The sequence below is a fragment of the Rossellomorea sp. YZS02 genome (assembly GCF_033963925.1).
Lineage (GTDB): Bacteria > Bacillota > Bacilli > Bacillales > Bacillaceae_B > Rossellomorea.
The window spans coordinates 131943-158211 of sequence record NZ_JAXBLY010000001.1 but is presented as its reverse complement, the minus strand read 5'-3'; the positions used below and the strand labels follow the sequence as shown (position 1 = coordinate 158211).

Sequence of the window (26269 nt, the reverse complement as noted above, 5' to 3'; positions counted from 1 at the left end):
ACATTTAAGGAGTATTTTTTATTTGGGAGACTAAGGAGTGATGAATCGTTTGATGAACGGTATCCTGGCAAGGTCGTTTTTCACGATGAGTTTCAGGCCGATGGAGAGCAGTGTGTACAAAATTGTGGAAGTCATGACCCCGAATAGCAGGCGGAATACTGCCGACTCGTCATCAAACAGGTGAAGGTATGAGTAGTGGCCCCATATTCCGGTTACCAAAAGGACGATGATTGTCTTCACATAATCCCTCGCGTAAATCGTCATCGGGATATATTTCAAGATCGTCATGAAGTGAAGCAGGGTCACGAGCATGAATCCCGTCACGATTCCGAGAGCAGCCCCGTTAATACCGAAAGCAGGCTGTGACGCAAGAACAAAAATGACGCCGGTTTTGACGACGGCACCTATGAGGCTGTTGATCATGGCGGCCCTGGCAAGGTTCAATGCCTGCAAAACGGCCTGTAATGGTCCCTGATAATAATAAAATAAAAAGAAGGGTGCCATGATCATGAGGAAACCTGCCCCGTTTTCATTGCCGTACATGACCTGCATGAGTGGCTCCGCATAAATGTAAAGGATGACAACTGATATCCCACCGGTGATCAGGCAGAATCTTAGAGCCTGCTGAAGTCTGTGCTCGATTAAGCTGAAGTTTTTTTGAGAATTGGCTTCGCTTATGGCCGGTACAAGAGATTGAGATAATGACAAGGTTACGAAAGATGGAAGGAACAAAAGGGGGAGTGCGTATCCTGTCAATGAACCATACTGCTTCGTCGCCATTCCCGCCGCCACTCCAGCGAGGGCAAGACTGTTGGCTACCACGATCGGTTCAAAAAACCAGGCAATCGACCCGATCATCCTGCTGCCTGTCGCAGGCAGGGCCACACTCATGAGCTCATTGAACGTTTCCCGACCATTCCGGATCGAGGTGAAGAAGTTGCGTCTGATCTTGAACTTCTTTTTAACCTTGAAGCTTGCGAACAGATAGAGAAGGGAAGCGAGTTCTCCAAGTACCGAGGCCACCATGGCAGCGGCGGCTGCATATTCAATACCGTAAGGCAGGAAGGTTTTGGTCAATAAGGCAATCAGCGTAATCCGGACCACTTGCTCGATAACCTGGGAATAAGCAGACGGTTTCATGTTCTGACGGCCCTGGAAATACCCCCTGATGACAGATGAGACCGCTACGATCGGAATGATCGGGGCGATGGCGACCAACGGATAATAGATCCGGTCATCGGTGAACAATACGTCTGTTAAGTAAGGGGCAAGTAGAATGAGAGCCGGGGTGAAGATAATCGATAATCCCATGGTAAGGGATAAAGACACCACCAATATTTTTTTTACTTTCCGGATATCACCCTTTGATTCTGCTTCAGCTACATTTTTCGAGATGGCGACAGGAAGTCCAAGTTGAGTGATGGTGATGACGAGAATGAGTGTAGGGAATGCCATCATAAATAGCCCGACGCCCTCTTCCCCGATGAACCTGGCAACGACGATCCGATTGACGAATCCTAATATTCTAGTAATAAAGGCGGCCATCATTAAGATCATGGTGCCTTTCAGAAATTTTGACATAAAATTCCCTGCCTTCTCAAAATTGGTATAATCGTATACAATGATGTATATGCACAAGGGTGGACAAAGCATGACAAGTAGTGAACAATTCCGGCTAAATATAGCCCAGATGGGGTGAACGGGGTATGAAGAACAATCAGCATCCTTATGACCGTTTTTATGAATCATTAGTACCAGCGCTTGTTAGCAAAGTAGAAGAATTCGAAGTGCTTGGCTACGGAAAGGCAGACACTGACCGCCTATGGGCCTACTTAACGAAGAAAAAATGGAAAAAGCCTGATGTGGATATGAAATTCTTTCAATTGGTGAGTGATGTGTTAACGGTCAAGCCTGGAGAGTATATGAGCTTTGAGACCATTGAAGCATATCGGTCTCCCAATTGGTTTGCCGAAGTGAATGAAGATGAATTGAATGAGCTGCTTCGCCCGAATAAGAATGGAAAATAGTCCGAAAAGAAATTGACACTCTTTTCTTTCTCGTAGATAATGAGAATGTTGAAGAATTCAGGAATTATATTACTTTTTTAAGCACATAGTTTGTATGGTTTTTAAAACGGCAAGGAGGATCTATACATAATGGTAAAGCGTGGCCGAATAATTGCCTTCTTTATACTTGTGGTATTGCTTGCAGGTACTATGGGAGGAACTACGAAGAGCATAGTCGATAACATCAAACTGGGATTGGACCTTCAGGGAGGGTTTGAAGTTCTTTACGAAGTTCAGCCTATCAAAAAAGGTCAGGAAATCACGAAAGAGACCGTCGCCAATACAGCGGATGCACTCGACAAGCGTATCAACGTATTGGGAGTCAGTGAACCCAACATCCAAATTGAAGACGGGAACCGCATCCGTGTTCAACTTGCTGGTGTGGAGGATCAGAACGAGGCAAGGGAAATCCTTTCCACTCAAGCCAATCTGACGTTCCGTGACGTAAACGATAAAGTCCGTCTGGACGGTTCGGATCTTGCGTCTGGATCTGCGAAACAGACATTTGATGACAAAAACAATCCGATTGTTTCATTAAAGTTGAAAGATCGCTCTAAATTCTATGAATTAACGAAGGAAATCTCAGCTATGTATCCTCAGAATCAGCTGGTTATCTGGCTTGATTTCGAGGAAGGAAAAGATTCTTACAAAGCTGAAACAGGGAAAGCGGATCCGAAATTCATCTCTGACCCGGCGGTGAGTAAGCCGATTAACTCGGATGAAGTCATCATTGAAGGGAACTTCACGGTTGAGCGTGCCCAGAATCTTGCGTCCCTTTTAAATGCAGGTGCACTTCCGGTTAAACTGGATGAAAAATATTCAACATCCGTTGGAGCACAATTCGGTCAGCAGGCACTGGATAAGACAGTCACTGCAGGGATCATCGGGATCGCGATCATTTTCTTATTCATGATTGCGTATTACCGTTTCCCGGGACTGATCGCAACGATCACCCTTTCAGTTTATATTTACTTGATACTGTTAATTTTCGATATGATGAACGGGGTCCTGACCCTGCCGGGAATTGCAGCCCTTATCCTTGGTGTGGGAATGGCCGTCGATGCGAATATCATCACATATGAACGGATCAAAGAGGAGATGCGGGTCGGGAAGCCGATACGTTCGGCCTTCCAGGCAGGTAATAAATCTTCTTTCCTGACGATCCTGGATGCCAACGTAACGACCATCCTTGCAGCGGCCGTTCTCTTCTTCTATGGGACAAGTTCGGTCAAAGGATTCGCAACGATGCTGATTGTCAGTATCCTGACAAGCTTCATTACGGCGGTATGGGGTTCACGACTGTTACTCGGCCTTTGGGTGAACAGCCGTATCTTTAATAAAAAGCCGGGATGGTTCGGCGTAAAAAAATCCGAAATCAAGGACTTGGCGGAGAACTACGATACACTGGATCTCCCTACCCGGTTTGACCGCTTTGATTTCGCAGCACAGCGAAAGAAATTCTTTACTTTGTCAGCGGTACTCATTACGGCAGGTATCATCATCCTGGCCATTTTCCGATTAAATCTTGGAATTGACTTTGTCAGCGGATCCCGGATGGAAGTTCTGGCTGATCAAAGCCTGAAGACCGAACAGATTCAGGACGAACTGAAGGAAATTAATCTGCCTTCTGAGGATGTCGTCATCTCAGGAGATAAAGATAATATTGCGGTCGTCCGCTATACGGATGATCTGAATAAGGATGATATCGCTACACTAAAGGACCACTTCAATAAGCTTTACGGAGCTGAACCGAGTATCAGCACCGTTTCTCCCGTCATTGGGAAAGAGCTTGCACAAAACGCCATGATTGCTGTGGCAATTGCTTCTGTCGGAATCATCATTTACGTCACGATCCGATTTGAATGGAGAATGGCAATGGGTGCGATCCTTGCCCTCCTGCATGATGCATTCTTCATCATCGCGTTCTTCAGTCTCACAAGGCTTGAAGTGGATATCACGTTCATTGCAGCCGTCCTGACGATTGTCGGGTACTCGATTAATGATACGATCGTCACCTTCGACAGGCTCAGGGAGAACCTGCATAAGAAACGTAGATTGAAGACGGATAAAGACATTGAAGACGTGGTGAACCAGAGTATCAGGCAAACGATGGGGCGTTCAGTTAACACCGTCCTTACCGTTGTATTTACGGTACTTGCACTCATGATCTTCGGAAGTGAGTCCATCCGTAACTTCTCCATCGCGTTACTTGTCGGATTGATTTCCGGTACTTATTCTTCTGTTTTCATCGCATCACAAGTATGGCTTGTCATGAAGAAGAAAGAATTGAAGAAAAAAGGTACCATCAAAACTGTAAGAGAAAAGAAAACCTGGTCGGATGAACCGCAAGTATAATGATGAAGAACAGGTCAGGGGAGTATATCTTCCCGGACCTGTTCTTTTTTGTTTTTTTACGGCATTGGGTTACAATAATAGGAGTTATAAGGGAGGCGTCATATATGAACCATGAGGATCGTTTTAAGAAAGCAGAATTTGCCGCCATGATTGGTGTGGTGGGCAATATCTTGTTGGCGATAATAAAGTGGGCTGCAGGAATACTCGGGAATAGTAGGGCCCTCATTGCTGATGCGGTCCATTCTGCATCGGATGTTGCAGGGTCCCTTGCCGTCTTTATCGGTCTGCGTGCCGCCAAGCAGCCTCCTGATCAGGATCATCCTTATGGTCACGGAAAAGCGGAGTCCATCGCGGCGATTATCGTGGCTGTCCTATTGTTCCTGGTAGGAATTGAAATCGGGAAGTCATCGATTGAATCATTTTTTCATCCCCTTAGTCCTCCTACATCCATTGCGATTTATGCGGTCATTGTCTCCATTGTCGTAAAGGAAGCGATGTTTCAATATAAATATCGGTTGGGTAAAAGAATAAAGAGTGATGCTCTGATCGTTAATGCGTATGAGCATCGTTCGGATGTGTTTTCTTCCATTGCAGCCCTCGTAGGGATTTCAGCTTCCATCCTTGGAGGAAAGTTCGATATAGGCTGGCTGGTTTATGCAGATCCCGTCGCGGGAATATTCGTTTCCCTCCTTGTTCTTAAGATGGCTTGGCATTTGGGGGCGGAATCGATACATACGACACTCGATCACGTTATGCACGAGGAAGACATCGTGCCGTTCCGAAAGATCGTGGAGTCCGTCCCGGAAGTGAAAGAAATCAACGAGCTTCATGCAAGGGAGCATGGGCACTACGTCATCATCGATCTAAAGATCAGCGTTGATCCTTTTATGACGGTAGAAGAGGGTCACCGGGTAGGGAAGAAAGTGAAAGAGAAGCTTTTGGAAGAATCGAATGTAAACGATGTGTTTATTCATATCAATCCATTCAATCCTGCTTCTGAAGAAAGTGATGATCAAATAGACTTAAGTTAAAGGGAGGGACTCCTCATGAAATTTCAATGGACTTTATTATTGGGTATATTCTTTGCGCTGGTGGTTTCGATATTCGCTGTCATCAACGTAGATCCCGTCACCGTCAACTATTTATTCGGTGAGTCAGACTGGCCTCTTATTTTAGTTATACTTGGATCTGTCTTCATGGGCGGGATCATTGTAGGTTCCGTTGGACTGTTTCGGCTATTCGTCATCCAGCGAAAGGTCAAATCCCTTGAAAAAGAAAATATGTTATTGAGGGAACAGGCAGAAGGGATCCATAAACAAAAGACCGAAGATATCCCGTTAAAAAAGCGCGCTCCTGACTCAGTAGGGGACGTGGGGGAATGAATGAGCTTGGTGGCTTTTGCCGCCGGGCTTTTTTTTGTATTAGAGGAGCGTAAGTTGTTGGGATTTGTTTGGATGAAAATGTAATTTAGCTGGATGAAGGTTGATTTCTGCCGGATTTCAGCAAAATCCGCTGAATTAGGGAAGGAAACGGCCGGATTATTCCCACTTCGTCTGGTTTCTCACCAATAATGGCCCGTTTTAACCAGAGGGGCATCCCGCATCCAAGTATACTCAACGTTCTTCTTTTCCCAGACTGTCATTAACATTGAAACAACTCCTCCACTTTTGTATAATGAGTAAGGTTGAGGGGTGAACGTATGTTACATTCAAAAACACGTTGGATTATGACAGAATCAGACGAACATAAAATAACAGAACTTGCAAATGAACTAAAAGTACCCTCGCTTGTAGCAAAATTATTGTTGAACCGGGACTTGGAAGATGTTGAAGAAGCCCGGAATTTTTTATTTGATACAGGCGACTTATTTCACGATCCCTTTTTATTTGAAGATATGAAAAAAGCAACGGAACGAATCCATAAAGCCATCCAAGACGGAGAGAGAATTCTTGTTTACGGTGACTATGATGCGGACGGGGTCAGCTCGACGTCGGTTATGATGACGGTCCTGAGAGATCTTGGGGCAGAGGTGGAATTCTATATCCCCAACCGGTTTTCAGAAGGATATGGACCGAACGAAGGAGCATTCCGCTGGGCAAAGGATGAGGACTTCTCACTTATCATCACAGTAGATACGGGAATATCTGCTGTCAACGAAGCGAAATTGGCGAAAGAGCTTGGAATGGACCTGATCATAACGGATCACCATGAACCTGGACCTGAATTACCAGAAACATATGCTCTTCTTCATCCGAAAGTCGAAGGCACTTCATATCCATTTGGGGAACTTGCGGGAGTGGGGGTCGCTTTCAAACTGGCCCATGCCCTGTACGGTGAATTACCGACCCATTTACTTGATCTTGCAGCAATTGGAACCATTGCCGATCTCGTTCCTTTAAGAGGAGAGAACCGCATCCTGGCTAAAAGAGGTCTTGCACAGCTTCGGGTTTCAAACCGATTGGGGATTAAAGCATTATGCAAAATTGGCAATGCCCATCAACATGAGATAACGGAAGAGACGGTTGGATTCATGATTGCTCCAAGAATCAATGCGGTTGGTCGTTTAGGGGATGCGGACCCTGCTGTCGATCTTATGCTGACAGAAGATACAGAGGAAGCAAAAGCTCTTGCGGAAGAAATCGATGGTTTGAATAAGGAGAGGCAATCAATCGTTGCTCAAATGACCGAGGAAGCAGTTGAGATGGTGGAGAACGACTTTCCCCTGAAGGATAACGCTGTTCTCATCATCGGGAAAGAAGGCTGGAATCCAGGGGTCGTGGGAATTGTTGCATCGCGACTTGTGGATAAGTTTTATCGACCGACCATCGTGCTCAGCTATGATTCTGAAAAAGGGACTGCAAAGGGATCGGCGAGAAGCATCGTCGGATTTGATTTATTCAAGAATCTTTCCACGTGCAGGGATATCCTCCCCCACTTTGGTGGCCATCCGATGGCTGCGGGTATGACCCTGCAACTAGAAGATGTCGACCAGCTAAGGAACCGGTTGAATGAACTGGCAGAGACAGAACTTTCGCCGGATGACTTCATCCCGGTCACACAGCTAGATGCTACCGTCACCGTGGACGAAATTTCAGTGGAGTCCATTGAAAAGCTTCAACTCCTGGCACCGTTCGGGATGAAGAATCCAAAGCCGAAATGGATTCTTGAAGATGTAAGCATCGGACATTATAAAAAAATCGGATCACAACAGAATCACTTGAAGCTGGTCCTTGAAAACAATGGTATTCAATTGGACGGTGTTGGTTTCGGTCTCGGTGAACTGGCAGACCATATGACACCATTTTCGAACGCTTCTGTAATTGGTGAATTATCCATAAATGAGTGGAATAACCGAAAAAAACCACAGGTGTTTCTGCATGATGTAAAAATCGATCATTGGCAGTTATTCGATGTGCGGGGCATCAAACAGGTCCATAAGTGGAACGCCCTCATTCCTGAAGAAAATAAGAGGCTGGTTTGCTTTCATCCATCCACGTTGGACAAACTGAATCTCTCGAAAGATGAAGTGTTCTTATTGGAGGATCATTCGAGTTTGGAAGGTGTATCCATGAATAAGGCAAGTCTCGTGCTTTTGGATCTCCCGACTTCCAAGCCATTACTTGAAGACCTGTTAAAAAAGGGTAAGCCACATCGTATTTATGCTCATTTCTTTCAAGAGGAAGATCATTTCTTCAGTACGATGCCGACCCGTGACCATTTCAAATGGTATTATGGATTTTTGTCCAAACGGGGATCATTTGACCTGAATAAACATGGGGATGATCTTGCCAAGTACAAAGGATGGTCAAAAGAAACAATCGATTTCATGTCACAGGTGTTTTTTGATTTGAAGTTTGTTACAATAGTGAATGGATTTATTTCTCTCAATCCTGAGAAAACCAAGAAAGATCTTTCAGAATCTCGAACATATCAGAAGAAACAACAACAATACGAGCTTGAAAACGAATTGTTATATTCTTCCTATCAAGAGTTGAAGACTTGGTTTAATGAAAGGATGGAAGAGTCTGTTACAATTGAGGAGGAAGTAAAAGCATGGACTTAAAACAATATGTTACAATCGTTGAGGACTGGCCTAAAGAAGGAATCAAATTTAAAGACATCACGACCTTGATGGATAATGGTGATGCATATAGATACGCAACAGATCAAATCGTCGAATATGCAAAAGAAAAACAAATCGACCTTGTCGTTGGACCTGAAGCACGCGGATTCATCATCGGCTGCCCAGTCGCATACGCTTTGGGAGTAGGTTTTGCCCCGGTGCGTAAACCTGGTAAATTACCACGTGAAACGATCCAGAAGGAATACGGCCTGGAATACGGTAAAGATGCACTGACGATCCATAAAGATGCCATCAAGCCCGGCCAGCGTGTACTCATCACGGATGACTTACTTGCTACCGGTGGAACAATCGAAGCAACGATCAAGCTTGTAGAAGAACTGGGCGGAATCGTTGCGGGTACAGCATTCTTAATTGAATTAACATACCTTGACGGCCGCGACAAGCTAGACAACTATGATATCATGACATTAATGCAATACTAATTTTTCAAATCTAATAAACATATACAATTTGTGATATACTGAAATAAGGGACTGACATTTGGAAAACGTGTCAGCCCTTATTTTTTTATTTAAATCATTTCGCAATGATTGTTGTATTTTCATACAAACTAAGATTTAGGATGTTCTGTCATTTAAGTTGTGATGCAGGAGGGTGAAGGGAACTGCTCCGCTTTCCACGGACGTTCGGCCGAGCCTCCTCAGCAAAAACCGCTTCCGGGGTCTCGGCACGCCCGTTTTCCGTAGGAGTCTAAGCAGTTCCCTTCACCCTCTAAAGTAGTAAGTGTTGACAGAGCAAAATAGAACGTGAACATCGGTTATGGAAGGTTAAAGTAAGTATGATTAAATAAAATCGTTCACTAAAACGAATGAAAAAACAGCGGTATAAGCAATCTCCACATTTCCTTTATGATAGTAAAACATTTCTTCTGGATAGTTGATTCTCGCTGCAGGTGATCGACTCCTGCGGGAAAAGCTGGACAGTTCGAAAAGCGGAGGCGGCTTGTTTAGCCCCGACAAGCATAAGATGAATGGGCTAAGAAGGCGTTCTTTTGCCTTCTTGGGCCATTTAGCTTATGACCTCGAGGGGCTAGCCGCCGTAGCTGGACAGGTGAGACCCCGCAGGCGCAGCCGAGGAGGCTCACCGCCAGCCCCGCGGAAAGCGAGCACCTGTAGCGGAAATCAACCAGCACTCGCTACATCCAAAAGCAACAATGTTTACGAAAACAGCCTTTAATTAATAAATCATCTATACATTTGACATATCTCGACAAAATTAGATGGATTCTGAGAATTTTTCTCTAAACACTTTACAGAAGCTCTTTTTTTTTTGATAATAGTAACAATCATTAAAAATCGAACAATAATGAACTAAATTTAAATACAAAGGTGATTTTGATCATGGCTAAAGATCAAGTACTAACCCCTGAACAGGTTATTGATAAGACAAGAGCATATTTAAACGATGAGCATGTAGAAATGGTCCAGAAGGCATATGAGTACGCAAGGGACGCTCATAGTGAGCAATACCGTAAGTCTGGTGAACCCTACATCATCCATCCCATTCAGGTAGCGGGGATACTTGCGGATCTCGAGATGGATCCAGCAACCGTCGCAGCCGGGTTTCTTCACGATGTAGTGGAGGATACGGGTATTTCTCTTGGTGAAATTGAGAAAGCGTTCAATGCGGAAGTGGCCATGCTCGTAGATGGGGTGACAAAGCTAGGGAAGATTAAATACAAGTCCCATGAAGAGCAGCAGGCTGAAAATCACCGGAAAATGTTTGTGGCGATGGCTCAGGATATCCGGGTCATCCTCATTAAATTGGCAGACCGCCTTCATAACATGAGGACATTGAAGCATTTACCACAAGAGAAGCAGCGTAGAATTGCAAATGAAACCCTTGAAATCTTTGCTCCATTGGCGCATCGTCTGGGAATTTCAAAGATTAAGTGGGAATTAGAAGATACGTCGCTGAGGTATTTGAATCCTCAACAGTATTATCGGATTGTCAATCTCATGAAGAAAAAACGTGCTGAGCGTGAAGAGTATCTGGAAGAAGTCGTCAATGAGGTGAAGGATAAATTGGGCGACGTGAAAATCGTGGCCGAAATCTCAGGGCGACCAAAGCATATCTACAGCATCTACCGTAAAATGGCCCTTCAAAATAAACAATTCAATGAAATATATGATCTGCTCGCCGTACGTGTCGTTGTTGACAGCATCAAGGATTGTTACGCCGTACTCGGTATTGTCCATACATGCTGGAAACCTATGCCCGGCAGATTCAAGGATTATATTGCCATGCCGAAGCCGAATATGTATCAATCGCTTCATACGACGGTCATCGGTCCCAAGGGTGACCCCCTTGAAGTGCAAATCAGGACTCTTGAAATGCACCAGATCGCTGAGTACGGGGTAGCGGCACACTGGGCCTATAAAGAAGGAAAAGAAGCCAACGAACCTGTTTCCTTTGAGAAAAAGCTTTCCTGGTTCAGGGAAATATTGGAGTTCCAGAATGAATCTGCTAATGCTGAAGAATTCATGGAGTCTCTTAAAATCGATCTTTTTTCCGATATGGTTTTTGTATTCACTCCTAAAGGAGACGTATTGGAATTGCCGTCGGGATCGGTTCCCATCGATTTTTCCTACCGGATCCACTCCGAGATCGGGAATAAAACGATTGGTGCCAAGGTCAACGGAAAAATGGTCACGCTTGATTACAAGCTGAAGACGGGGGATATCATTGAGATTCTCACGTCCAAACATTCATACGGCCCGAGCCAGGATTGGCTGAAGCTTGCCCAAACTTCCCAGGCGAAGAATAAGATCAAGCAGTTCTTCAAGAAGCAGCGCAGGGAAGAAAATATTGAAAAGGGCCGTGAGCTGGTCGAAAAAGAAATCAAAAATCAGGATTTCGATGTGAAGGAAATCCTGAATCCGGAAAATATCAAACGGGTATCCGAGAAATTCAATTTCTCCAACGAGGATGATATGTATGCAGCGGTTGGTTATAACGGAATCACAGCCGCACAAATCGCCAACCGTTTAACAGAAAAACACCGGAAGCAGCGTGAACAGGAAGACAGCCTGGAAGAAACGATGAAGGAATTGAATGCTCAACCTGTCAAGCGCAAAAAAGATGCGGGTGTACAGGTGGAGGGTATCGATAATCTCCTCATCCGATTATCCCGTTGCTGCAGTCCGGTTCCAGGGGATGAAATCGTCGGCTTTATTACGAAGGGCCGTGGTGTGTCTGTGCACCGTGCTGATTGTACGAACGTCATGGCAGATGAAGTGGAGCAGCGTCTCATTCCTGTATCGTGGGAAAGTGATGGGAATGACCGGAAAGAATACAATGTTGATATTGAAATTTCCGGTTATGATCGCAGAGGCCTTCTGAATGAAGTTCTTCAGGCGGTGAATGAAACGAAGACAAATATATCAGCCGTTAGTGGGAAATCGGATCGGAACAAAGTGGCTACCATCAATATGTCGATTTCAATTCAAAACATTTCCCATTTGCACAAAGTGGTAGAAAGAATCAAACAGATTTCAGATATTTATGCCGTAAGAAGAATCATGAACTAAAGGAGATTTCTTTATGAGAGTTGTTTAGCAAAGAAGTAAAGAAGCCTCCGTCACTGTTGATGGAGAAGTAAAGGGAGAAATCCGTTCAGGTGTTGTCCTTCTTGTAGGAATCACCCATGAAGATACGGAAGAGGATGCACGTTATGCTGCGGATAAGGTTGTAAACCTGCGAATCTTCGAAGATGATGAAGGTAAGATGAACCATTCACTGCTGGATGTTGAGGGAGAGATCCTTTCCATTTCCCAATTCACCCTGTATGGCGACGTCCGTAAAGGCAGAAGACCGAACTTCATGAATGCAGCCAAACCGGACCATGCAGAAGTGATCTATGACTATTTCAATACTTTACTGGAAGACAAAGGTGTGAGGGTTGCCACAGGTGTTTTTGGAGCGATGATGGATGTGAATCTCACGAATGATGGCCCTGTTACCCTATTGATCGAAAGTAAATCATCATAAAAGGCAGATCCCGACGTTTCGGGATCTGCCTTTTTAATGGAATGGCGCCGGACATCACTCTGAAAAATAATCACCTAAACCATGATAGATGGCGGTGGCCGCCAGATCTTGAAAATACTGAGTGTTTACATTGGCTTCTTCAGTAGGGTTACTGAGGAAACCTAATTCCAACAGGACGGCTGGCCGGTTGTTTTCACGGATGACATGATAGTCCCCGATGCGGACACCGCGGTCCAGGGTAGGTAATCGGTCTGAAAGGCTTCCGTGGATGTCGTCTGCCAGCTCCTTCTGCTGATTATGATAGTAATATGTGGTATGACCTGCGATGGAAGAGTCCATAATGCTGTCAAAGTGAATACTGATAAAGGCATCTGCCTGATAATAATGAGATAATGATACCCTTGAAGGTAAAGATAAATATTCATCTGTTTTTCTTGTCATAATGACTTTTGCTCCGGCACTTTTCAATTTTTCAGCGAGGAGTTCCCCGGTTTTCATTGTCAATAACTTCTCCAGTGTCCCGCTTGCTCCTGTAGTCCCACTGTCTCTTCCGCCGTGGCCAGGATCGATTACAATTACTTTATCTTGAATCCCTCCGCTTTTTTTACGGGTGGGGGTGGTATTTTCCCCAGCGGCAGATCGGACCGAAACGACCCAGCCTGCAACGAAACCAGCACTGCCATCGGGTAATTCCACTTCATACCAGTCTCCGTTTTTACTGTTCACTGGAAATGATTCTCCGCTTGCTGCACGCTTTAAGACACTTGCCCCTGTGTTTGCTTCACTGCGGATATTGGTTCCATTATATAAAATCGTAACATTTTCATTGGTGCTATTCGTTTCATGGGCAGCGGCCGTCACCGTTTTTTGTACATACCAGCCGGCAATCCACCCTTTATTCCCATTTTCAAGCTTGATTTGGTACCAGTTGTTCTTCTCTTTCATTAATTTGTATTTCTCGCCCTTGGACACTTTGCCGACGATACGGCCGTTCAGGGATGTCTCATCTCTGACGTTTAAGCCGTGAACCGTGATAATCCCGACCAGATCTTCAGGGGGTGATGTACTTTCTTCATCAGAGCCTGCATCAGCCGCGCCAGCAGAGAATTCAACATATGATTCGCTGATCCAGGCTTTGTCGTTACCGAATTCAATTTCATACCAGCCGGTGACGCTTCCTGTCACTTCCACTTTATCCCCCTTGTTCAGCACACCGAGGACGGAACTTTGAAGAGAAGGGGAATTCCGGACATTTAAGGCATTATCCGTGATGATTCCCTGTTCGTTTTCGCTTTTTTTGGAAGGTGTGGAGGATGTGGAATCTTTTCCGGATACGTATTGACTGTGGACCCATCCCCTGGTGCCTCCAGATTCAATGTGTAGCCATTCTCCGTCTTCATCCGTCACGTTCACCGCATCTCCATTGTGTAAGACGGTCACAACTCCATCGGACGTGCTTGGACCGGTTCTGACCCGCAGTCCATCAGTGTTGACACGCGCTTCATGTGTCGAAGAGTCCTCAGAAACGGCAGTCTCAGCTGAAACGAGCCAATCGGCCACCCAGCCTTCCCCACTATCCGTCTTTACTTTATACCAATCCTTTTGAGTGTCTACAATCTTGTACTCTTCCCCTCTATGTACCTTCGTTAGAACGGAGTAGCTTAATCCTGGTCCTGTACGGACATTCAAGGTCGACACGCTGATCGTGACCTTGCCCGTTTCGGCATGGACATTGCCCCCACCAGTCTGAAACGGGAGCAATAAGAGCACAATCAACATTGATGCCAATACTTTTTTAATCTTCTTCACCTCCAGAATGATGTGTACAAATCCCTATAGTAATATCGGATTATTCATGCAACTGTTGAACACCATATGACAATTCTTATAAGAATTTGGTGCTCACTTTCAAAAATCCTTATGGTTTAATTACGATAAAAAAAATTAAATTCCTCTAAACCGAAAGAAAAATAGGTAATTGGAAATGATAAGAGTAGGAATGTTTTTTTGAAAGGATGAGAGGACATGAGGTCAAGTGAAAAAGGATTCATGAACGCAAATGGTGACAACCAGTTGTTTGGAGTTGATTTTCACCAGTTTTTAGAACGTGAGAAGGATGCTTTGAACGTGGAACTTGCTTCCGAATTCGGATTATCATTACGGGAAGTCAAGTTGTTAAAAAAGAAAATGGAGAGATCCTGACGAAATTTTCTTTAACCACTTGACATGGACTAACGGCAACCGTATCATTATAGAAATAAAATAACATTTACAAAAACCGTTGATCGAGCATAGTAGCTAAAACCCCACGTGTAAAGAGAGGAAATGCCTTGGCTGAGAGCATTTCTACAAAGTGACTTAGTGAATGAACACTCAGGAGGTTTCTCTCTGAAAACGTACTGTTAGTAGGAGAAGAACGTACCAGGCGTTAACTGGCTAAGTGGAAGTCTTAATAGACTTCAATTAGGGTGGCACCACGGGAATAACAGCTCTCGTCCCTTGTATATGATACAAGGGACGAGGGCTTTTTTTATTTACATATAATCATTCACATAGAAGGAGGAAATCATCTTGTCCATTCAGATTCCAAGAGGTACACAGGACATTCTGCCAGGTGAAGTGGAAAAATGGCAGTATGTAGAGGAAGTAGCAAAGACTCTTTGCCATAACTATCAATATAAAGAAATTCGCACCCCTATTTTCGAGGCAAGTGAATTATTCACACGGGGAGTGGGAGATACAACGGATATCGTCCAAAAAGAAATGTATATGTTCGAGGACCGCGGAGGAAGAAGCCTTGCGCTTCGTCCAGAAGGTACTGCTTCTGTCGTCCGTTCCTTTGTAGGGAATAAAATGTTCGGCCACCCAAATCAACCGACAAAGCTTTTCTATTCTGGACCTATGTTCCGTTATGAGCGACCTCAGGCCGGCAGGTACCGTCAATTTGTTCAGTTCGGGGTTGAAGCTCTCGGAAGTGAAGATCCCGCAATCGATGCTGAAGTGATCTCACTCGCAATGGGGATCTATAAGAAGTTGGGGCTGACGCAATTAAAGCTTGTCATCAACAGCCTTGGCGATGCCGGAAGCAGAAATGCGCACAGAGAGGCGCTGATCAATCATTTCAAGCCGAGAATCGATGAATTTTGTGGGGATTGCCAGAATCGATTAGAGAAGAATCCATTACGAATCCTTGATTGTAAGAAGGACCGTGACCACGAACTAATGTCTACCGCACCATCGATTCTTGATTACTTAAATGACGAATCAAAGCAATATTTTGAAAAAGTTCAAACTCATCTTTCAGATATGGATGTGGAGTTTGTAGTCGATCCCACCCTTGTCCGGGGACTGGACTACTATAACCACACGGCATTTGAAATCATGAGTGACGCAGAAGGTTTTGGGGCGATCACAACTCTTTGCGGGGGCGGACGCTACAATGGCCTGGTCGAAATGATCGGCGGACCTGAAACACCCGGGATCGGATTTGCCTTTAGTATAGAAAGACTCCTTTCTGCACTTGAAGCAGAAGGGGTCGAGCTCCCGATTGAGCAGGGAGTCGAATGCTTTATCGTATCAATGGGGGATGAAGCGAAGGACTATGCTGTAAAGCTTCTTCACAACCTTAGAGCATCAGGTATTTCTTCGGAAAAGGATTATCTGGATCGCAAGGTGAAAGGACAATTCAAGGCGGCTGATCGATATGAAGCGAAATATGTAGCTGTGATCGGTGATAACGAATTACAGGAAAATAAGATCAACCTGAAAGATATGGCTACGGGTGAGCAGGAAGAAATCAACCTTGATCACTTTGTTGACAAAATGAAAACCAAGCTTGGTAAATAGAACCTGTTGATTTGACAAGGAGGAGAATATGATGACAAAAAGAACGGCGTATTGTGGAGACATAACAGAATCGTACATCGGTGAAAAAATCACGATCAAAGGCTGGGTACAAAAAAGAAGGGACTTGGGAGGACTTATCTTCATCGACCTTCGTGACAGAGAGGGAATCGTCCAGGTCGTGTTTAATCCTGATCTATCAGGGGAGGCACTCGCTCTTGCGGAAAAAATCCGTAATGAATATGTCCTTAGTGTGACTGGTACGGTCGTCGCAAGGGGAGAAGGAACGGTAAACCCGAACCTGAAGACAGGGAAAGTGGAAATCCACGCAGACGAGGTCGAAATCATCAATGAAGCCAAAACGCCACCATTCATGATCGATGACCAAATGGAAGTGTCAGAAGACGTCCGATTGAAATATCGTTATGTAGATCTTCGACGTCCGGCGATGATGGAAACGTTCAAGATGCGCCACAATGTGACGACTTCTTTCCGTAATTTCCTAAACGATAACGGATTCCTGGATGTCGAAACACCGATCTTAACCAAAAGTACGCCAGAAGGTGCACGTGACTATTTGGTACCGAGCCGTGTCCACAAAGGTGAATTTTATGCGCTGCCTCAGTCACCGCAAATCTTTAAGCAGCTCTTGATGGTGTCCGGCTTCGACCGTTATTATCAAATCGCCCGCTGTTTCCGTGATGAAGACCTTCGTGCCGACCGTCAACCTGAATTCACCCAGATTGACATGGAAATGAGCTTCATGGATAAAGAAGAGATCATCTCACTTGTGGAAGATATGATGAAGAAGCTGATGAGTGATGTAAAAGACGTGAATGTTTCATTGCCAATCCCAAGAATGACGTATGACGATGCCATGAGCCGTTATGGATCAGATAAACCGGACACACGCTTCGGGATGGAACTGATCGATGTATCAGAAATCGTGAAGGAATCAGGGTTTAAAGTATTTGCAGGTGCTGTCGCAAACGGTGGTCAGGTGAAGCTGGTCAATGTTAAAGGCGGTGCATCCCAATATTCCCGTAAAGATATTGATGGATTGACGGAATTTGTTTCCCGTTATGGAGCAAAAGGACTGGCCTGGTTGAAGGTAGAAGAAGAAGGCTTGAAAGGACCGATTTCGAAATTTGTGACTGAAGAAGATGCGTCCGCAATTTCAACGTCAGCAGATGCAGAAGCAGGAGACTTACTGTTATTCGTCGCTGATAAGACATCAGTCGTGGCAGATGCCCTTGGTGCTCTCCGCTTGAAATTAGGAAAAGACCTGAAGCTGATCGATGAAACGAAATTCAACTTCCTGTGGGTGACAGACTGGCCGCTTCTTGAGTTCGACGAAGGGGAGAACCGTTACTATGCGGCCCATCATCCGTTCACGATGCCTGTGAAGGAAGACATTGAACTCTTCGAAACAGACCCGGCAGCTGTTCGTGCAGAAGCATATGACCTGGTACTGAACGGGTATGAACTTGGAGGAGGATCACTCCGTATTTATGAACGTGACATTCAGGAGAAAATGTTTAAAGTGCTTGGATTCTCCAAGGAAGAGGCGGAAGAGCAGTTCGGTTTCCTATTAGAGGCCTTCGAATACGGAACGCCTCCACATGGTGGAATTGCCTTAGGACTTGACCGGTTGGTGATGTTGTTGTCCGGCCGCACAAATCTTCGTGATACGATCGCCTTCCCGAAAACGGCGAGCGCAAGCTGTGTACTCACTGATGCGCCAGGGGGAGTCAGTGAAGCTCAATTAAAAGAGTTATCTTTGTCGCTCGATGTAGAATAATGTAAGTAAATACCGGGGGTCATTCGTTGAAATACGCATGGTGATATGATATTATTTAAACAATCACAAACGAGTCCTGATGTGTGCGACGTTTTTACCTAACAGTTTTGACCGAACAATTCAAACTTTGGGAGCTTGATGTTTCTGCTAGGCGTTCATGCCCCGTACCGGGGACTAACAAATAGTGGAATAAAGCACCCACCTGCCGAGAGCGGGTTCAAAACGAAGGAAATGATGGCGACGGCACGATTGGGACTCGTCCAATCATGATATATGAATGAAGATCTCATAGATTGAAAGTCAGGCTCATAGAAGCCTGACTTTTTTGTTGGGACTAAATCTACTCTAAATGGGGTAAACGAAAGAGAAGGACAACATTTCATATTGATTTTCTGCCCCCTTTCCTTTATTCTAATTCAGTATAAACCTAGTTGAATACTTATAATGGAGTTGATTATTTTGCTACACCAGTTTTCACGAAACGAACTAGCGATCGGTAAAGAAGGTCTTCAAACCCTAAAGAATAGTACGGTGGCCGTACTGGGTATCGGGGGAGTGGGATCCTTCGCAGCTGAAGCTTTAGCCCGGTCAGGTGTAGGCCGTCTTGTATTAGTGGATAAAGATGATGTGGATATTACAAATGTAAATCGTCAAGTTCATGCACTTCTCTCTACAGTGGGCCAGCCAAAGGTCGATTTGATGAGGGACCGCATAATGGATATCAATCCGGAATGTGAAGTCATTGCCCTGAAGATGTTCTATACAGAAGAAACATACGAGGAATTCTTCAATCAAGGGTTGGATTATGTCATTGATGCTTCTGATACGATTTCCTATAAAATTCATTTGATGAAGGAATGCCTAAAACGGGATATTCCTTTAATCGCGAGCATGGGAGCGGCGAATAAAACCGATCCAACGCGATTCAAAATTGCTGATATCAGCAAGACGCATACAGATCCAATTGCGAAAGTGATCCGTACCCGCCTGAAAAAAGAGGGGATCAAGAAAGGTGTGACGGTCGTATTCTCTGATGAGAGTCCTATCGTGATCCGTGAAGATATCAGAAAGGAAGTAGGGAAGGATGACGCGAAGATCCGCAAAGCCCAACTACCACCATCTTCTAATGCATTCGTTCCTTCAGTGGCAGGTCTGATTGCAGCAAGTCATGTCATGAACCAGCTGTTGAAAGACATCGAAATCAAAAGGGTAAAAGATAAATGATAGTTAAGAGGCTGGGACAAAAAGGTTTCAGCCAAAGAAAAATCCGAACTAGTGATATGATGAGAATCTCACTAGTTCGGATTTTTTATTTGAGCACAAAAGTTAATTCTGTATTTAGCACTTTCCAGCTGTTGATTGGAGTGCAAGACGAAGACTCCTACGGGAAAAGCGGAATAGGTGAGACCCCGCAGGAGCGACAGCGACGAGGAGGCTCGCCTTCCGCCCGTGGAAAGCGAAGTCTTGCACGGAAATCAACAGCGGTATATACACGCGATCTTTAAAAAAATACACATTATTCGTCTTTTGAGTGAAGGGATTTAGTTATGTCCCAGCCTCTTTTTAATTTAATTCCATTAATAGGTAAAAAAAGGATTGACCTCCTTACGTGTGATAGTGTACTATCTAACTAGAACACTAAAACACGTTACGGAGGAGTGTAACCATGAATGCGTTTAAAGGTCTTCTCTGGAAAGACTTTAAAACCTCAAGTATTTGGTTTTATGGTTGGATTGCCATCATTGTTCTGCTGTTTATCATAGGACTGGTGATTGGAAATTATGTACACGAACCAGGTATTATACAAATATTTCTGATCATGATCGGAGTATTTCATTTTGCCTTTTTGCCGGGAATGGTGTTATCCATGCTGCGTTTAGAAGGAAAAACTCAGCTTTGGCTTCACAGCCCCCACAGCGGGTTTATGCTCATAATGCCGAAGCTGATCATTGCATCCCTGTACTCTACATTATCACTATTGTTGGTGGATGGGTTGGGCGTTTTGATGATGTTCCTTTATCCCGATGATTCCCTATTTTCTTATTGGCCGATAAAAGAGGGGATCCTTTTTAATCTGGGAGTGACAATAGGTGGCCTTTACTTTTCAGGCTGGGGGATATTCCTGTGGACGCTCTATCATTCACTCTCAAAATATCCGTCCATCAAACATATACGTTGGATCTTTATTGCAGGATTCATCATTTTGTATCAAAGTCTGGTGGCCTTCCTGATGAGCATTGATTGGGTGGAAAAACTTTTCTTTGAAACGTTCACTGTAAAGGTAAGTTCAGGTTTCTTTTTCTCGGTGAATGCGAATGAGACGAATGCCGGTTTCAATCTTGATATGATTCCTCTGCCGGTCCTGCCATTCCTGTTTGAAGGGATGATCGTGATCATCGTGTTTATCATTTCCTGCAGACTGCTGGATCGCAAGGTAGAGGTGTAGCTATGACAGAAGAATATACAGCCTCCAAGCCTATATACATTCAAATAGCCGATCGCATCATACGTGAAATCGTCAGGAATGAATTATCTCCGGGTGATAAACTGCCTTCTGTCCGGGAAATGGCCGTTCAATCCGGGGTGAATCCGAATACCATTCAACGGACATACAGTGAGTTGGAAAGGATGGACATTGTGGAGACAAGGAGAGGACAGGGGACATTTGTGACAGAAAGGGAAGAAGTTTTGACCGTACTGAATGAGAAGGTCCAGAGAGAAGTGATTGAGTCCTTCATTCGAAATATGAAAGAACTGGGTCTGACAAAAGAGCAGATGATCCAGGGTGTTGAAAAATACCTTGGTCAAGGAAGGGAGGAATAGAGATGGTGGTGAAATTTGATGGTGTCATCAAAAAATATGGTAACGAAACAGCATTGAATCAAACATCCTTTCACTTTGAAAAGGGGAAGGTGTATGGGCTCCTTGGACCGAACGGCAGCGGTAAGTCCACTACATTGAAGATGATCGCAGGGCTTGTGCTTCCGAACAAAGGGAATGTCACCTTGAATGGAAAAACGGTCACCCGGAAAATAGCAAGTGAAGTAGCTTATTTGACAGAACTGGATATGTTTTATGAAGCTTTCACTGTTGAACAAATGATCTGTTTCTACGCCTCCCAATTCCCTGACTTTGATTCAGATCGAGCAAAAGATTTGATTTCTTTCATGGAACTCGACCAGAGTAAGAAAATCAAACATCTGTCAAAAGGAAACAGGGGGAGACTGAAGCTGGTACTGGCCCTTTCCCGTAACACAGAAGTATTGCTTCTGGATGAACCATTCTCGGGACTGGACCCAATGGTGAGGGACACAATTGTAAAAGGCCTTCTGTCGTATATTGATTTCGGAAATCAGACCGTAATCATCGCAACCCATGAAATAGATGAGATTGAAGCCATTCTGGATGAAGCTTTTATCATCTCTAATGGTCAAATACTGGGACACTGCATCGTGGAGGAACTGAGAGAAACAGATGGTTTGTCTGTCCTGCAGTGGTTGAAAAAGAGCACAAAATCAGAAAGGAAGATGAAATGATGAAGCCGGTTGTGCAATTACAAGGTGTTTCAAAGGTCATCAAAGGCAAGACCATTATTGATCAATTAACGTTTGATGTGTACGAAGGAGAGGTCTTTGGGTTCCTCGGACCGAATGGAGCGGGAAAAACGACGACAATCCGTATGATTGTAGGATTGATGAATATTTCAAAAGGAGATGTACTGATTACCGGGAAAAGCATCAAGAAAGACTTCGAAGGTGCCATTAAAGATGTGGGGGCAATTGTTGAAAATCCTGAGCTATATAAATTCATGTCAGGATATCAGAACTTAAAGCACTTCGCCCGCATGCAAAAAGGAATTACCGATGAACGAATGAAAGAAGTCATTGAACTGGTAGGTCTGACGGATCGCATCAATGATAAGGTGAAAACGTACTCTCTTGGAATGAGACAGCGTCTGGGTCTTGCCCAATGTCTGCTTCATAAACCGAAGCTGCTCATCCTCGATGAGCCGACAAACGGTCTGGATCCGGCGGGAATCCGTGAAATCCGTGCGTATATCAGAAAGCTCGCCCAGGAAGAGGGCATGGCGGTCATCGTATCGAGTCACTTATTATCCGAAATGGAAATGATGTGTGACCGAATCGGTATCATCCAGTCCGGCAAACTTGTCGATGTACAACAGGTAAGGGACTTTGTGGAAGGATCTGAACAGGTATATCACTTTGAAATCAATGATGTTGATAAAATCACAGCTGTTCTTAACGCAATCGATTCAGGGATCAAATTCGAATCGCAAGGGTCGCAGGTTCAGGTTGCCCTGACAAAAGAACAAGTGCCGGACGTCATAAGGGCACTGGTAGAAGCTGATGTGCAAATATACAGCGTCATGCCTGTAGCCAAAACATTAGAAGACAGATTCCTGGAAATTACAAATGACAAAGGAGAGGTCGTGCATGCTTAGTCTTATCAGAAATGAGTGGACAAAAATCTTCAAGCGCGTCGGAACGTATGTGATGCTTGGGCTGTTGATTCTCATTATTGGGGTGACAGGGGCTTTTACGAAGTATAGCGATATGAAAGTGAAAGAAATGGATAACTGGAAGCAGGAACTTTCCGCACAGGTGGAATCGGATAAGCAGATGTTGGCTGAAAATCCAAATTTGAATAAATTCATAAAAAATGATAAAGAACGAAGTATTGCGATAAATGAATATCGTATTGAAAAAGATATTGAGCCAAAAGCGAAAGAATCGGCATGGACATTTGTCGAAATGAATGCCAATATCGTTCTGGTAGTTGGGCTTTTTACCATCATTGTGGCGGCGGGTATCGTCGCGAGTGAATTCAGTTGGGGAACCATCAAGCTGTTGCTCATCAGGCCAATCTCAAGGACCAAGATTCTCCTTTCAAAATATTTAACCGTCATTTTATATGGAATGAGTATGCTATTAATTCTCTTCGTCGTATCGCTCCTCCTTGGGCTCATATTGTTCGGGGGAACGGATCAATCCACTCATCTCGCATTTGTAGATGGGAAAGTGGTCGAGCAGAGTATCGTAGGATACCTGATCAAGCACTACTTGTTACAAACCATCAATATTGTCATGATGGCTACAATGGCCTTCATGATTTCAGCTGTTTTCAGAAGCAGTTCCTTGGCGATCGGGATTTCATTATTCCTTTTATTCGTCGGAGGAAATGCCACAAGCCTGCTTGCACTGAAATTCGATTGGGCCAAATACAGCCTGTTTGCCAACACAGACCTGACTCAATACACAGGTTTCACACCGCCACTTGTGGACAGTATGACCATGGGCTTTTCCATCACCATGCTCATCATCTACTTCCTCATTTTCCAACTGCTCGCTTTCATCGTCTTTAATAAGAGGGATGTAGCAGCATAGAAAAGCGGAACTAGACAAATAGAAAAGAGATACAGAAAGACTTTACACAAAGAGGGACGGACCTTATCATAGTCCGTCCCTCTTTATGTGTATCGGTACAAATCAGAAAATTTCAGGCGTGTGACCTGCTCAAGGAGGTAAGCGGATTTCGTTGCTTCCTTTTTGCGCAGCGTATTCAAGGCCTCGATCATTTCGTCATGAGTCATGAGCCCCACACCGTGACCGAAATACTGATCCTCCTTGATGAACACTGAGTTTTCACCCATCCAGATAGGGTCCTCAAAATCAGGGTTGAAGAAGTAATAAACATCTCCCGGGATATAATCGAGCCCTTCGTACGTGACCATCGGAAGATCATCATCATAGTTGTGTCCCCACACAAGGAGTGATGAATATAATCGATTGAAATAAGGTGTGCTGATCGTATCCAAAATCGACTTATAATAAATCAGAACGATGCTAGTGACACATTCGAAGCTGTAAGCGGAGCTGTTTGTAAAAACATCTTCAATGGCATCTGAAGGAAGCTTAGAATCTTTAAGTTGGTAACCGAAAGGCGTTTTAATCCAGTAAATCGGGTTGAATTTAGAATGCTCGAAAGCAGAAAAAGTGGCATCGCCCTCATTCATGTCTTTTGCATTCGCGATGATCCGCTCTCTTACTTTTAGTTCATATTTAAGCTCAGTAAGATTGAGATAACGATAGTCGGTAGGGCTCTCTTTCAATGAAGTGAAGATTCGTTCCTGAACGGATGTCAGATTAGGTAAATCCTTGGGAGCTGTTTCATTCTCTATGATGATCAATCCATACACCTCCGGGCTTTTTTATTAATGTATGTTTGGATGAATGGAAATGGTATACATATAGAGAAAAAGTGTTGTCCGAAGAGAGCTGCAAAAAGTTGGTTTCAAGTGGACTTCCAGAAATGACAGTGAGCTGAGCAAAACGGAAGATAAAGAAATTCGACAGGTAGGCACGATTATTCGAAATTTCGCATGATAACTCAAAATCTCGCATGAAAAATCTATATCCCGCACGATTATCTGATTATTCGTGTGATTCCTTCCGACTCTCGCATGATTTCCACCCGAAAGATGGCCAAACGTGAGTATCCCCCATTGTTGGCTCAACATTTCCCTTATACAAAAGACGAGCCACCAAAAAGGCAAAAAGCGCCTTTCCGGTGGCTCGTCTTATGCTTGTCGGGGCTACCCAGGCCGCCTCCGCTTTAGGGTTTCATCTGTTTATTAATCTTCTCATACACCTGAGCGATGGCCTGTTCGAATTTACCTGTCGCTTTCGGGGTGTAGTATTGAGCTTTTTTTAGTTTATCCGGCAGGTAAGTCTGCTTGACCCAACCTGATTCATAGCTGTGTGGATATTTATATTCCACGCCTCTGCCCAATTCCTTTGCCCCTTGATAGTGTGCATCTTTCAAGTGATCCGGCACCTCGCCGCTCTTGCCTTTCCGTATATCAGAAAGGGCAAGGTCAATGGCAGTGATCGCAGAGTTTGACTTGGGTGAAAGACAAAGTTCGATGATTGCGTTTGCCAACGGAATCCTGGCTTCCGGAAAACCGATTTTTTCAGCGGTTTCCACCGCTGCCAGTGTCCTTGGTCCTGCTTGAGGGTTGGCAAGTCCGATATCTTCATAGGCAATCACGAGCAGCCTCCGTGCGATGCTCGGTAGATCTCCGGCTTCAACGAGCCTACCCAAGTAGTGAAGTGCCGCATTCACATCACTCCCGCGAATCGATTTCTGAAACGCGCTCACAACATCATAATGGGCGTCTCCGTCTTTATCGTGTGAAAAGCTTTTCTTCTGAAGGCATTCTTCTGCTATGGAGACATCGATATGAATCACACCGTCTTCATCCTGTGAGGTGGAAAGTACAGCCAATTCCAGGGCATTCAGTGAACTTCTTACATCACCGAAGCTGCTGCTGGCAAAATGCTCGATGGCTTCGTCCGTTACATGGAGTGAATACTCTCCCAATCCCCGTTCTTTATCCTCGATTGCACGAATCAGCGCTGTTTTCATTTCCTCGATTGACAGCGGCTTTAATTCGAAAATCTGGCATCTGCTCCGTATAGCTGGATTGATGGCGTGATAGGGGTTGCTCGTTGTAGCACCGATTAACGTAATCATCCCGTTCTCTAAATAAGGAAGAAGAAAGTCCTGTTTCCCTTTATCCAAGCGATGGACCTCGTCTAATAAAAGAATGACCTTACCCGACATTTTCGCTTCTTCCGCCACGATCTGTATATCTTTTTTATTATTCGTCACGGCGTTCAGTGTTTTGAAGCGATATTTAGTACTTCCCGCGATGGCGCTCGCGATGGAAGTTTTACCTATGCCTGGCGGTCCATACAGGATCATGGAGGAAAGTTGTTTTGCTTTTACCATCCGGTCGATGATTTTTCCTTCTCCGACTAAATGCTGCTGCCCGATGATTTCCTCGATTGTCCTTGGTCTCATCTTGAAGGCAAGTGGTTTTATCGACATGAATCATCTCTCCAAACTGACGTTCTAGTTACATTCACTTTATCACAGGAGCCTCCATTAAGGAAATAATGTGGATGGAAGGTAAAGCCGCCCCTTTCACAGTGTGAGGGCGGATATGCTATAATAACAAAAGTCAATGCAGAAGAAATAGACGTCTGA

20 protein-coding genes, 1 other RNA gene, 1 pseudogene and 1 other annotated feature are annotated in these 26269 nt (G+C 44.5%); of the genes and pseudogenes, 18 read left to right on the top strand and 4 right to left on the bottom strand.

Annotated elements, in window-relative coordinates; genetic code table 11:
• Positions 1 to 30: 30 nt before the first annotated feature.
• A complete protein-coding gene (gene spoVB, locus SLH55_RS00785; protein ID WP_320322294.1) occupies positions 31 to 1581 on the bottom strand; it encodes a stage V sporulation protein B in 1551 nt (516 codons plus the stop codon).
• A gap of 125 nt (positions 1582 to 1706) precedes the next feature.
• On the opposite strand from spoVB, the gene SLH55_RS00780 reads away from it, so the two are divergent.
• The 8 genes and pseudogenes from SLH55_RS00780 to dtd form a co-directional block, all read left to right on the top strand.
• Entirely contained in the window at positions 1707 to 2027 is a 321-nt protein-coding gene (locus SLH55_RS00780) for a post-transcriptional regulator (RefSeq protein ID WP_219166855.1), read from the top strand.
• Between the two features lie 129 nt (positions 2028 to 2156).
• Positions 2157 to 4421 carry a protein translocase subunit SecDF gene (gene secDF / locus SLH55_RS00775; RefSeq protein ID WP_320322293.1) on the top strand — a complete coding sequence of 755 codons (2265 nt, stop codon included), beginning with the start codon at positions 2157 to 2159 and terminating at the stop codon, positions 4419 to 4421.
• Positions 4422 to 4525: 104 nt separating this feature from the next.
• The gene (locus SLH55_RS00770) at positions 4526 to 5452 is read left to right on the top strand and encodes a cation diffusion facilitator family transporter (protein ID WP_320322292.1); all 927 of its coding nucleotides are present in this window, start codon (positions 4526 to 4528) and stop codon (positions 5450 to 5452) included.
• 15 nt (positions 5453 to 5467) lie between these two features.
• On the top strand, positions 5468 to 5803 hold the full coding sequence (locus tag SLH55_RS00765) for a lipopolysaccharide assembly LapA domain-containing protein (protein ID WP_219166858.1): 336 nt from the start codon (positions 5468 to 5470) through the stop codon (positions 5801 to 5803).
• A 317-nt stretch (positions 5804 to 6120) separates the two neighbouring features.
• On the top strand, positions 6121 to 8484 hold the full coding sequence (recJ, locus tag SLH55_RS00760) for a single-stranded-DNA-specific exonuclease RecJ (RefSeq protein ID WP_320322291.1): 2364 nt from the start codon (positions 6121 to 6123) through the stop codon (positions 8482 to 8484).
• Positions 8475 to 8987 (top strand): adenine phosphoribosyltransferase, encoded by a 513-nt coding sequence (locus tag SLH55_RS00755; protein WP_219166860.1) that lies wholly within the window; start codon positions 8475 to 8477, stop codon positions 8985 to 8987. Before recJ ends, SLH55_RS00755 begins: the two co-directional genes overlap by 10 nt.
• A 918-nt stretch (positions 8988 to 9905) precedes the next feature.
• The gene (locus SLH55_RS00750; protein ID WP_320322290.1) at positions 9906 to 12095 is read left to right on the top strand and encodes a bifunctional (p)ppGpp synthetase/guanosine-3',5'-bis(diphosphate) 3'-pyrophosphohydrolase; all 2190 of its coding nucleotides are present in this window, start codon (positions 9906 to 9908) and stop codon (positions 12093 to 12095) included.
• A gap of 28 nt (positions 12096 to 12123) precedes the next feature.
• Positions 12124 to 12555, top strand: a pseudogene (gene dtd, locus SLH55_RS00745) (D-aminoacyl-tRNA deacylase); the annotation flags it as partial.
• A gap of 54 nt (positions 12556 to 12609) precedes the next feature.
• Here dtd and SLH55_RS00740 read toward each other — a convergent pair.
• Positions 12610 to 14334, bottom strand: a complete 1725-nt coding sequence (locus SLH55_RS00740; RefSeq protein WP_320322470.1) for an SH3 domain-containing protein — start codon at positions 14332 to 14334, stop codon at positions 12610 to 12612.
• 246 nt (positions 14335 to 14580) lie between these two features.
• Between SLH55_RS00740 and SLH55_RS00735 the strand changes: the two genes are divergently transcribed.
• The 10 genes from SLH55_RS00735 (at position 14581) to SLH55_RS00690 (ending at position 23604) form a co-directional block, all read left to right on the top strand.
• Complete coding sequence (locus tag SLH55_RS00735) at positions 14581 to 14757, top strand: RNA polymerase subunit sigma-70 (protein WP_098353229.1); 177 nt, start codon at positions 14581 to 14583, stop codon at positions 14755 to 14757.
• 70 nt (positions 14758 to 14827) lie between these two features.
• Positions 14828 to 15058, top strand: a binding site (T-box leader).
• Between the two features lie 68 nt (positions 15059 to 15126).
• A complete protein-coding gene (gene hisS, locus SLH55_RS00730; RefSeq protein WP_226673222.1) occupies positions 15127 to 16401 on the top strand; it encodes a histidine--tRNA ligase in 1275 nt (424 codons plus the stop codon).
• Between the two features lie 31 nt (positions 16402 to 16432).
• Entirely contained in the window at positions 16433 to 18199 is a 1767-nt protein-coding gene (gene aspS / locus SLH55_RS00725; protein ID WP_320322289.1) for an aspartate--tRNA ligase, read from the top strand.
• A gap of 70 nt (positions 18200 to 18269) precedes the next feature.
• Positions 18270 to 18459, top strand: a non-coding RNA gene (gene ssrS / locus SLH55_RS00720) — 6S RNA.
• Between the two features lie 199 nt (positions 18460 to 18658).
• A complete protein-coding gene (locus SLH55_RS00715) occupies positions 18659 to 19423 on the top strand; it encodes a ThiF family adenylyltransferase (protein WP_219166865.1) in 765 nt (254 codons plus the stop codon).
• Between the two features lie 442 nt (positions 19424 to 19865).
• Entirely contained in the window at positions 19866 to 20645 is a 780-nt protein-coding gene (locus SLH55_RS00710) for a hypothetical protein (protein ID WP_219166866.1), read from the top strand.
• A gap of 2 nt (positions 20646 to 20647) precedes the next feature.
• Positions 20648 to 21022 (top strand): GntR family transcriptional regulator, encoded by a 375-nt coding sequence (locus SLH55_RS00705; protein WP_219166867.1) that lies wholly within the window; start codon positions 20648 to 20650, stop codon positions 21020 to 21022.
• 2 nt (positions 21023 to 21024) lie between these two features.
• Positions 21025 to 21735, top strand: a complete 711-nt coding sequence (locus SLH55_RS00700; protein WP_320322288.1) for an ABC transporter ATP-binding protein — start codon at positions 21025 to 21027, stop codon at positions 21733 to 21735.
• Positions 21735 to 22661 carry an ABC transporter ATP-binding protein gene (locus SLH55_RS00695; protein ID WP_219166925.1) on the top strand — a complete coding sequence of 309 codons (927 nt, stop codon included), beginning with the start codon at positions 21735 to 21737 and terminating at the stop codon, positions 22659 to 22661. Before SLH55_RS00700 ends, SLH55_RS00695 begins: the two co-directional genes overlap by 1 nt.
• Positions 22654 to 23604 carry an ABC transporter permease gene (locus tag SLH55_RS00690; protein ID WP_219166869.1) on the top strand — a complete coding sequence of 317 codons (951 nt, stop codon included), beginning with the start codon at positions 22654 to 22656 and terminating at the stop codon, positions 23602 to 23604. The genes SLH55_RS00695 and SLH55_RS00690 overlap by 8 nt, the downstream gene beginning before the upstream one ends.
• An 83-nt stretch (positions 23605 to 23687) precedes the next feature.
• Here SLH55_RS00690 and SLH55_RS00685 read toward each other — a convergent pair whose 3' ends face one another.
• Positions 23688 to 24407, bottom strand: a complete 720-nt coding sequence (locus SLH55_RS00685; RefSeq protein ID WP_320322287.1) for a protein-glutamine gamma-glutamyltransferase — start codon at positions 24405 to 24407, stop codon at positions 23688 to 23690.
• A gap of 425 nt (positions 24408 to 24832) precedes the next feature.
• A complete protein-coding gene (locus tag SLH55_RS00680) occupies positions 24833 to 26110 on the bottom strand; it encodes a replication-associated recombination protein A (RefSeq protein ID WP_257474933.1) in 1278 nt (425 codons plus the stop codon).
• Between the last annotated feature and the right edge of the window lie 159 nt (positions 26111 to 26269).

Excerpts from the sequence above, each read along its gene's own strand:
- spoVB (WP_320322294.1), bottom strand. The coding sequence starts at position 1,581 with ATGTCAAAATTTCTGAAAGGCACCATGATCTTAATGATGGCCGCCTTT.
- SLH55_RS00780 (WP_219166855.1), top strand. The coding sequence starts at position 1,707 with ATGAAGAACAATCAGCATCCTTATGACCGTTTTTATGAATCATTAGTA.
- secDF (WP_320322293.1), top strand. The coding sequence starts at position 2,157 with ATGGTAAAGCGTGGCCGAATAATTGCCTTCTTTATACTTGTGGTATTG.
- SLH55_RS00770 (WP_320322292.1), top strand. The coding sequence starts at position 4,526 with ATGAACCATGAGGATCGTTTTAAGAAAGCAGAATTTGCCGCCATGATT.
- SLH55_RS00765 (WP_219166858.1), top strand. The coding sequence starts at position 5,468 with ATGAAATTTCAATGGACTTTATTATTGGGTATATTCTTTGCGCTGGTG.
- recJ (WP_320322291.1), top strand. The coding sequence starts at position 6,121 with ATGTTACATTCAAAAACACGTTGGATTATGACAGAATCAGACGAACAT.
- SLH55_RS00755 (WP_219166860.1), top strand. The coding sequence starts at position 8,475 with ATGGACTTAAAACAATATGTTACAATCGTTGAGGACTGGCCTAAAGAA.
- SLH55_RS00750 (WP_320322290.1), top strand. The coding sequence starts at position 9,906 with ATGGCTAAAGATCAAGTACTAACCCCTGAACAGGTTATTGATAAGACA.
- SLH55_RS00740 (WP_320322470.1), bottom strand. The coding sequence starts at position 14,334 with ATGTTGATTGTGCTCTTATTGCTCCCGTTTCAGACTGGTGGGGGCAAT.
- SLH55_RS00735 (WP_098353229.1), top strand. The coding sequence starts at position 14,581 with ATGAGGTCAAGTGAAAAAGGATTCATGAACGCAAATGGTGACAACCAG.
- aspS (WP_320322289.1), top strand. The coding sequence starts at position 16,433 with ATGACAAAAAGAACGGCGTATTGTGGAGACATAACAGAATCGTACATC.
- SLH55_RS00710 (WP_219166866.1), top strand. The coding sequence starts at position 19,866 with ATGAATGCGTTTAAAGGTCTTCTCTGGAAAGACTTTAAAACCTCAAGT.
- SLH55_RS00705 (WP_219166867.1), top strand. The coding sequence starts at position 20,648 with ATGACAGAAGAATATACAGCCTCCAAGCCTATATACATTCAAATAGCC.
- SLH55_RS00700 (WP_320322288.1), top strand. The coding sequence starts at position 21,025 with ATGGTGGTGAAATTTGATGGTGTCATCAAAAAATATGGTAACGAAACA.
- SLH55_RS00695 (WP_219166925.1), top strand. The coding sequence starts at position 21,735 with ATGAAGCCGGTTGTGCAATTACAAGGTGTTTCAAAGGTCATCAAAGGC.
- SLH55_RS00690 (WP_219166869.1), top strand. The coding sequence starts at position 22,654 with ATGCTTAGTCTTATCAGAAATGAGTGGACAAAAATCTTCAAGCGCGTC.
- SLH55_RS00680 (WP_257474933.1), bottom strand. The coding sequence starts at position 26,110 with ATGTCGATAAAACCACTTGCCTTCAAGATGAGACCAAGGACAATCGAG.